Annotated in this window: 7 protein-coding genes and 1 pseudogene; all 8 read left to right on the top strand. The window is 70.8% G+C overall.

Features of this window, described 5'->3' with window-relative positions:
- Positions 1 to 1427 (top strand): annotated as a pseudogene (locus tag ABZW32_RS22855) (hypothetical protein); the annotation flags it as partial.
- A complete protein-coding gene (locus tag ABZW32_RS22850; RefSeq protein ID WP_356218532.1) occupies positions 1427 to 1798 on the top strand; it encodes a hypothetical protein in 372 nt (123 codons plus the stop codon). The pseudogene ABZW32_RS22855 and the gene ABZW32_RS22850, both read left to right, overlap by 1 nt.
- A gap of 324 nt (positions 1799 to 2122) precedes the next feature.
- Positions 2123 to 2764, top strand: a complete 642-nt coding sequence (locus ABZW32_RS22845) for a pentapeptide repeat-containing protein (RefSeq protein WP_356218530.1) — start codon at positions 2123 to 2125, stop codon at positions 2762 to 2764.
- A 61-nt stretch (positions 2765 to 2825) separates the two neighbouring features.
- Positions 2826 to 3425, top strand: coding sequence for a hypothetical protein (locus ABZW32_RS22840; protein ID WP_356218528.1), 600 nt, complete (start codon positions 2826 to 2828; stop codon positions 3423 to 3425).
- Entirely contained in the window at positions 3400 to 4413 is a 1014-nt protein-coding gene (locus ABZW32_RS22835; RefSeq protein WP_356218526.1) for a hypothetical protein, read from the top strand. The genes ABZW32_RS22840 and ABZW32_RS22835 overlap by 26 nt, the downstream gene beginning before the upstream one ends.
- A 19-nt stretch (positions 4414 to 4432) precedes the next feature.
- Complete coding sequence (locus tag ABZW32_RS22830; RefSeq protein ID WP_356218524.1) at positions 4433 to 5185, top strand: hypothetical protein; 753 nt, start codon at positions 4433 to 4435, stop codon at positions 5183 to 5185.
- A gap of 29 nt (positions 5186 to 5214) precedes the next feature.
- A complete protein-coding gene (locus ABZW32_RS22825) occupies positions 5215 to 5457 on the top strand; it encodes a hypothetical protein (RefSeq protein WP_007264842.1) in 243 nt (80 codons plus the stop codon).
- A gap of 22 nt (positions 5458 to 5479) precedes the next feature.
- Positions 5480 to 6820 (top strand): type VII secretion integral membrane protein EccD, encoded by a 1341-nt coding sequence (gene eccD / locus ABZW32_RS22820; protein WP_356218539.1) that lies wholly within the window; start codon positions 5480 to 5482, stop codon positions 6818 to 6820.
- Positions 6821 to 6830 lie beyond the last annotated feature (10 nt).

Genomic DNA, 6830 nt, shown 5'->3' with positions numbered 1-6830 from the left:
CGGGCACGGTCGGGAAGGTTTTGTCCGTGGCGGGGAAGGCGGGCCGTCTGATCGACCCGATCACCTACATCGGCAAGGCCGGTTCCTTCGCCAAGCTGAAGATCGGTGACCTGTTCGCGAACCTGGGCAAGGCCGACGGGGCGTTCCCGAAGATCGACGACGTGATCTGGAAGGACCTCCCGAAGGCGGATGCCCCCGGGATCACCTTCCCCCACCCCGAGGACACCGTCCGTCTCCCCGACGACGCCCTGGGCCGCCCGCAGTTCTACGACAAGACCACGAACCAGCTCCTGGACCACAACGGCCTGCCCAAGCAGGACCTCACCGCGGTCCCCAAGGGCACCGACCACCCCCTGGCCGAAGTCCCCAAGCACGAAAACGTCCCCGTCACCGTCGGCGCCCACACCGCCGACACCACCGCCCGCACCACCGCCCACACCCCCGGCCACACCCCCGGCCACACCCCCGGCCACACCCCCGGCGGCGCAGCCGACCACACCCCCGGCGGCATCGCCGACAACACCGCCCACAACAGCCACGCCGAACCGGGTGGCGGAACGGGCACGGGCGGCCACGGCGGCACGGACACCACCCCCACCGGCGGTGGCCACCACACGGACACCCCGTCCAGCGGGGGACACGGCGACGGCCCCGGCACGGGCGGCGGCCACGGCGATGGTCCCACCGTCCCGCACCAGGGCGGCGGACTTCCCGACAACCCGGGCCACGGTGACGGGCCGGGGCACAACGAGCACGGAACCGCGTCCACCCCGGCCGAGGCGATCTCTCCGGAGACCCGCCTGCCGGACGCGGACGGAACGCACCCGGCTGGTCACGGCGAGAAGCTGTTGGACCTGTTCGACCTGGACAGCCCCCGGGTCACAGTGGTGGACGACATGATCACCCACGTTGACGGCAAGCCGGTCGACCAATATCTCGACCATCTTGCCGAGTCCAGGGCGCAGGTCTACCGGGACGCCAAGGATGCCAAGCAATTCGTCAAGGGCGATGTGGGTGCCTGCGTGGGTGCCGTCATGGACACTCGGACCGGCATCGTGATCGAAGGAATCAACGGGCGGCCGGGCAATGTAATTCCCAAGGAAAGGGTTCACCCTACCCTCCGTGCGATCTACGAGGAGATGGCTCCGAACAAGCCGCATCCGGACCAGCCCCTGGGGCACGCGGAAGTGAAGGCCACCAACGAGCTGTTGTGGGCCCGCACTCGGCTTGGATTGCCGGATGACGTGAGCGTATTCAAGGAGATTCGGGCATCCGTGGAATTCCCCTTCATGAAGGACAGGGCGACGGGTGAAATCGGCAGGGGCGCCCCCTTCTGTTCGAACTGTTACCATATGCTCCCCGGAGTGCCCTCGCCTCACGGCCGGTTCACGGGGTATCCGCCCTCCGATGAGAATTGGATTCCTTAATGAGCTTGGTGCGGCGCGTCGACACTGACGATCCTGATGTCGATATCGATATGGGGAATCGGGTGCTCTATCGAGACGAGTTGTTCACGGGGGAGGTGGCCGAGTATCAGGATGGGCAAATCGTCTGCCTTGACGTCTATCTTGACGGAGTCCCGAATGGCTTGTCTCAGGCCTGGTACCCGGATGGTGCGCTGAAGCTTCAGGGGAACATTGTCAACGGGTCCGCGTCGGGTGAATACCTGGAATGGCATCCCAATGGCGTTCTCAAGGCGCGAAAGTTCTTCGACGACGACATCTACTCCCTCAAGGAGGAGAGCGTCTGGGACGAGCAGGGCAACCTCGTCCGCGAATGGCGACGCGAAGACGGGTGAGGGCCTGTGATCACGACCGGGCCAGTGGGTGAGGTCCGGCACGCCCTGGCTTCCCTCGGGTTCCTCTGGCCGTAGGCCGACGGCGCGGCGGGCTACGAGCCCCGCAGCGTGGCGGGGGACGCGTGAGGATGTCGGCGGAATCCGGAGGCGTATTCCGGTCTCCCGGACCTCTACGCACCGCTGTTTCTCTTCTGCGAGCCGGGGCGGGGAGTTCAGCCGGGACGACGCCGGGTTCATCGACCTGAGGGGGGCGCCGTTCCGGCCCGGCGCCCCGGCGGCCCTTCGTTGACGCCCTGAAGGCGATCGTCGAGCGGCGCGGGTGGAGTGATCGAGTTGTCTGGTATCCGCAACGAGGGCCGAGTCGTGAGGAACTGGCCCGCTGATGCGGAAGCAGTGGCGGTACTGAGGGACTGGGTTGCGCAGGACGTTGCCCTGCTCGATGCCGCGGGGCTCGACCTGTCTCATGTCGATTTGTCTTATGCGGACTTGGCCAACAGTCTCCTCACCGAGACCGCGCTCCGAGGAGCCCGTCTCGTCCGCGTGGATCTCTATCGCGCACACCTTGAGGGCGCCATTCTGGACGAAGCGGACCTCTCGGGTGCGTCGTTGGTGAAAGCCGAGTCGGACCAGGCCTCGCTGCGCGGCGCCGTGCTGAACGGAGCCGATCTCGGAAGTGTTGAAATGCGCGGCGTGGACGGCAGGGCGGCCTCCTTTCGGCAGGCATCGCTGCACGGTGCGTCACTGACCGATGTCGACCTGCGGAGTGCTGACCTGACCGACGTGTCGGTGTCGGAGACGTTCATGCAGGCCGTCTTCGATGACCAGACAGTGGTATCCGGCCTCTCAGGCACGATCTTCGGTCCTGCCGAAGTGGTGGAGAGCGATGGGCGACACGGGCTGGCCGGGGTCGAATTGGAGTCATGGCTGAACAGCCGAGGCGCGAGGGTTCGAGTCCTCCCCTCTTGATCCGGCCGCTCCCAGAGTTCAGTGGTGATCGGTCTCTGCAGGGAGAAGGGGCTCAGCTGCCGTGAGCAACGAGTATGAGAAGTTCGTTGTGGAGAGAATCTCTGCCATCGACTGGCGGGCCACGGAGGAGAGTTTCGAGCACGGTACTTCCAGTGCGCGGCTCATGCGGGGGTATCTGCGCCGGGCGGCCCTCTGGGTTCAAGAGCTCCAGAAGGCGCAGCCGACTCCCTTCTTTGAAGTGACACAGCCCGAGCGTTGGCCGTTTTTCGATATCGCGCGCCACGTAGACGCCTCTGTCCGCCCGGACGCAGAGCTGGCGGCGGAACTCGAAGCGATTTTGGCCGAGCGGTCGAGCAGCCGGCTCGTCGGCAGGATCTGCCAGGCCGCTCTGAACTGGGCTTCGCTTTCACCTGATGCGTTGGCAAGATTCTGTGTTCTGCCGGATCCGTTCGAGCCGATCATTCTGGTGTTCGAGCAAAGTGGGGCCTTCTGGATCGAGAACGGCTTCATCGACTTCGTCGCCGGCCGCGTTCGCCTGACCACCTGGGAGGATCACCTGGCGACAGAGCCGTTGTCGGCGCTCGACAAGGCAGCCCTTGACGCGATGGTGGATGTCGGCGCAGGAGGAGACAACGGTGATCACGTCCGAGCCCGTCGGTGAGTGGTTCTGGGAGCCGGCTCCCCTGGTGGGTCCCGCCGGCGGTGGTGTCTTGAGGGCGGTGGGGCTGCTCTCGGGCCTCGCGGACGTTCTCGTGGCGTGTGGGCTCGTCACCGGGGAGGGCGCCGGGTGGGTCGTGCTCGTCGACCGGGGTGCCGTGGGCGAGCCGCTGTTCGCGCGCCGGGGCGTCCCGCCGGGGGAGGCCCTCGTGGCCGCCGCCGGGCGGGCGGACGCCGTGGGGCTGCTTCCGGAGCGCCTGTTGAACGTGGGCCTGGAGCTGGCGGGTGAGTGGCGCGAGGCGGGTGCGGTGCGCCGGGCGGAGAGGCTCTTCACCCTTCGGGTCGAGGTGTGGGGCGAAGGGGCGGTGCTGGTGGCCCTGTCCGCGTACGCCGACGCCTGGCTGACCGTCGACCTCCGGGGGCGTCCGCAGCGGGAGGTGGGCGAGGAGAACGCCCCGCGCCTCGCCGCCGCGCTGGAACGGATCTCCGGGGTGACGGGGGCCCCGGTCGATCCCGGCGATCCGACCCGGTACGCGCGGCCCGCCGCCGACGGGTTCGCCGACCAGGGGGAGACGGGCCCCGAATACGACGACGCCTGGGGCACGTTCGAGGTACCGGCGCGGTGGCGGCGGCTGATGAAGCGGCTGCCCGGTGGCCCCGGCGACGGGGACTACGAGAGCACCACCGGGCAAGCGGTGCGCTACGCCCGCGTACGGTGCGGGGAGCGGGTCCTGGGCTTCCTCTGGGCGTCCGACGACGGAGCGGCGGGCTACGAACCCCGCAACGCGGCCGGTGCCGCGGCCTTCGAGGCGGGGGTGCCGTGGCTGGCGCGGCTGCGTTCCGCCCGCCTGCGGGGCGTCCGGGCGCCGGAGGCCCTGGAGGAACTGCTGGGCGCCGCGGCGGAGGGCCGCGGGGGCGGCTCCGTCTTGGAGCCCGTCGTGTACGGGGCGGTGTCGCTGGACGCCCTGGAGGAACTGTCGGGGCGGTCGTGACCGGGGGAAGGGGGACGAAGTGGCCGGTGGGGCAGGGGCGCGCGTGCTGGAGCGGCTGCGGGCGGTGGAGTGGTGCGGGGACTGGGACTTCGCGTTCGGGCACGTGAAGTCCCGGCGGGTCCTGCTGCGCGAGTACATGCGCCGGGCGGCCCTGTGGGCCCGTGCGTACTCGGCGGCGGAGGTCTGGCCCTTCTTCGACGTCACCCCTTACGCCGCCCCGGAGTTCGTACCCGCGCCGGAGCTCGCCGGCGCGCTCACCGAGTTCCTGGGCGGGATCGGATGGGTCGAGGTCGGGAACACCTGCGCCGGAGCGGTGCGGCTGGCTGAACTCCGCTCGCTGGAACCCGCGGTCGGGGCCGGGCTGCCCGACCTCTACGAACCGCTGCTCCTCTTCTACGAGCGGGGCGGCGAGTTCTACCGGGACGACGCGGGGTTCCTCGAACTGACGGGGGTCCGGTACAAGCACGGCCCGTTGGCGGGCTTTCTCGGCGGCGCACCCCTCACCCGGCTCGACGGCCGCGTGCTCGACGCCCTCGATGCCGAGGGGCGCGTCACCTACCACCGGGATGCCGAGGGCCGTGGTCCGTTGCTGAGACGGCGCGTACTGCGGGACGTACGCACGGACGAGCTGTTCGGCCCCGACCTGCGCTGGCACCCGGCGCAGGGGGAGCCGGGTCCGGTCGTGGTCGACGAGTTGGAGGCGGCCCGGTTCATCGGGGAGGCCGTGGCGGACGCGGAGGGTCCCGTGTGGAACCTTGGACCGGGGTATTAGCGTCGGGGCGGAGAGGAAGGGGGGCCGGGATGGCAGCCGAGGATTACGACAGCCAGTTGCTGGAGTCCGTCGCGGTACGGCGGCGCAGGATGCGCGACGCCGTGCTGTTCGGGGCGCAGCGCGGGCGGCGCGTGGCCGACGAGCGGATCGGGAAGGCCGTCGCCGGACTGGTCATCGCGGCCGTGCTGTGCGCGGGATGCGTGGGATGGTCGTTCATCTCGCACCGGCTCATCGGCAAGGTCGGCACCCCGGGACAGGTCAGTACTCGGTGATAGGTTCGGGCGCGTGGTGAGCATGGGGGCGGGAATCGGTACGGCACTGAGCCGGGTCACCCTGGTGGGTGAGCGGCGGAGGATGGACCTCGTACTGCCCTCCCAGGAGCCCGTCGGGCGGCTTTTGCCCGACGTCATACGGATGTTGGACGACCGGGTCGCCGCGCAGCCGACGCTGCGCCACCTGGTGACCGCCGACGGGTCGGTGCTCGAACACGACGTCTGCCTCGCGGACGCCGGGATCGGCGACGGCGCCGTGCTGCGGCTCGTGCGGGTGCAGGACGTGCCGTCCGCGCCCGTCGTGCACGACGTCACGGACGAGGCCGCCGAGGACCTGGACGTGCGCGCCTGGCGCTGGCGGCCGGGCGCGCGGAGGGTCACCGCCGGGGCCGGGCTGATCGGATGGGCGCTGCTCGCCGGGTGGTTCGCCCGGCGGGAGTTCGCGCCGGGCGCGGTGGCCGGGGCGCTGCTCGCGGTGGCCGCGGTCGCCGCGCTGGTCGGGGCGCTCGCCGGGCGGCTGAAACGTTCCGGGCTCGCGGCGGCGCTGCTGGCGACCGCCGGGGCCGTCGGCGTGCTCGGGGCGTGGACCCTGGGCGACGCGCAGCACTGGGGTCCGATGGGACGGCTCGCCGCCGTGGCGGGTGCGCTCGCGGTGGGGCTCGCGCTGCTGGGGTGGTTCACGCCGCTCGGGCGGGGCGGGTTCGTCGGGGCGGCCGCCGTGGTGGCGCTGACCGGTGGCTGGGAGGCCGTCGCCGTCGCCCAGGGCGGCGCGGGGGCCCGTACCGGAGCGGTGCTGGCCGTGGTCTCGGTGGTCCTGCTCGGGCTGCTGCCGCGGCTCGCCCTGGCGGCGGCCGGCCTGACCGGGCTGGACGACCGCCGTGCGCGGGGGGCTTCGGTCAGCCGGTACAAGGTCGCGACCGCCCTCGGCGCCACCCACCGGGGCATGGCGCTGGCCACCCTCGCCACCGCCGTCTCGGCGGGTGCGGCCGGGGTGCTCGCGCTGCGGGAACCCGATGTCTGGACGGTGTCGCTGGCCGTGGCCGTGGCCGGCGTGCTGTGGCTGCGCGCGCGGGCGTTCCCGCTCGTCGCGGAGGTGGTGGCGCTGCTGCTGGCCGGGGCCGCCGTCACCGTGGCCGCGCTGCTGGTGTGGGCGGAGCGGGCCGGCGCGGCCGGGCCGCTGGCGACGCTGCTGGTGCTGGCGCTGGCGGCGCTCGGGGTACTGGCCGTACAGCCGCCCGAGCACGTACGGGTCCGGCTGCGGCGATTCGGGGACACCGCCGAGTCGCTGTGCGTCATCGTGCTGTTCCCGCTGCTCATCGGGGTGTTCGGCGTGTACGGGCGGCTGCTCGGCACCTTCGCGTAAGGGTTGCGAC

Source organism: Streptomyces sp. NPDC004667, assembly GCF_040609475.1.
GTDB lineage: Bacteria > Actinomycetota > Actinomycetes > Streptomycetales > Streptomycetaceae > Streptomyces.
Note: the sequence above shows the minus strand (reverse complement) of the source record. Positions and strands in the feature narration are given on the sequence as shown.

Excerpts from the sequence above, each read along its gene's own strand:
- ABZW32_RS22825 (WP_007264842.1), top strand. The coding sequence starts at position 5,215 with ATGGCAGCCGAGGATTACGACAGCCAGTTGCTGGAGTCCGTCGCGGTA.
- ABZW32_RS22850 (WP_356218532.1), top strand. The coding sequence starts at position 1,427 with ATGAGCTTGGTGCGGCGCGTCGACACTGACGATCCTGATGTCGATATC.
- eccD (WP_356218539.1), top strand. The coding sequence starts at position 5,480 with ATGGGGGCGGGAATCGGTACGGCACTGAGCCGGGTCACCCTGGTGGGT.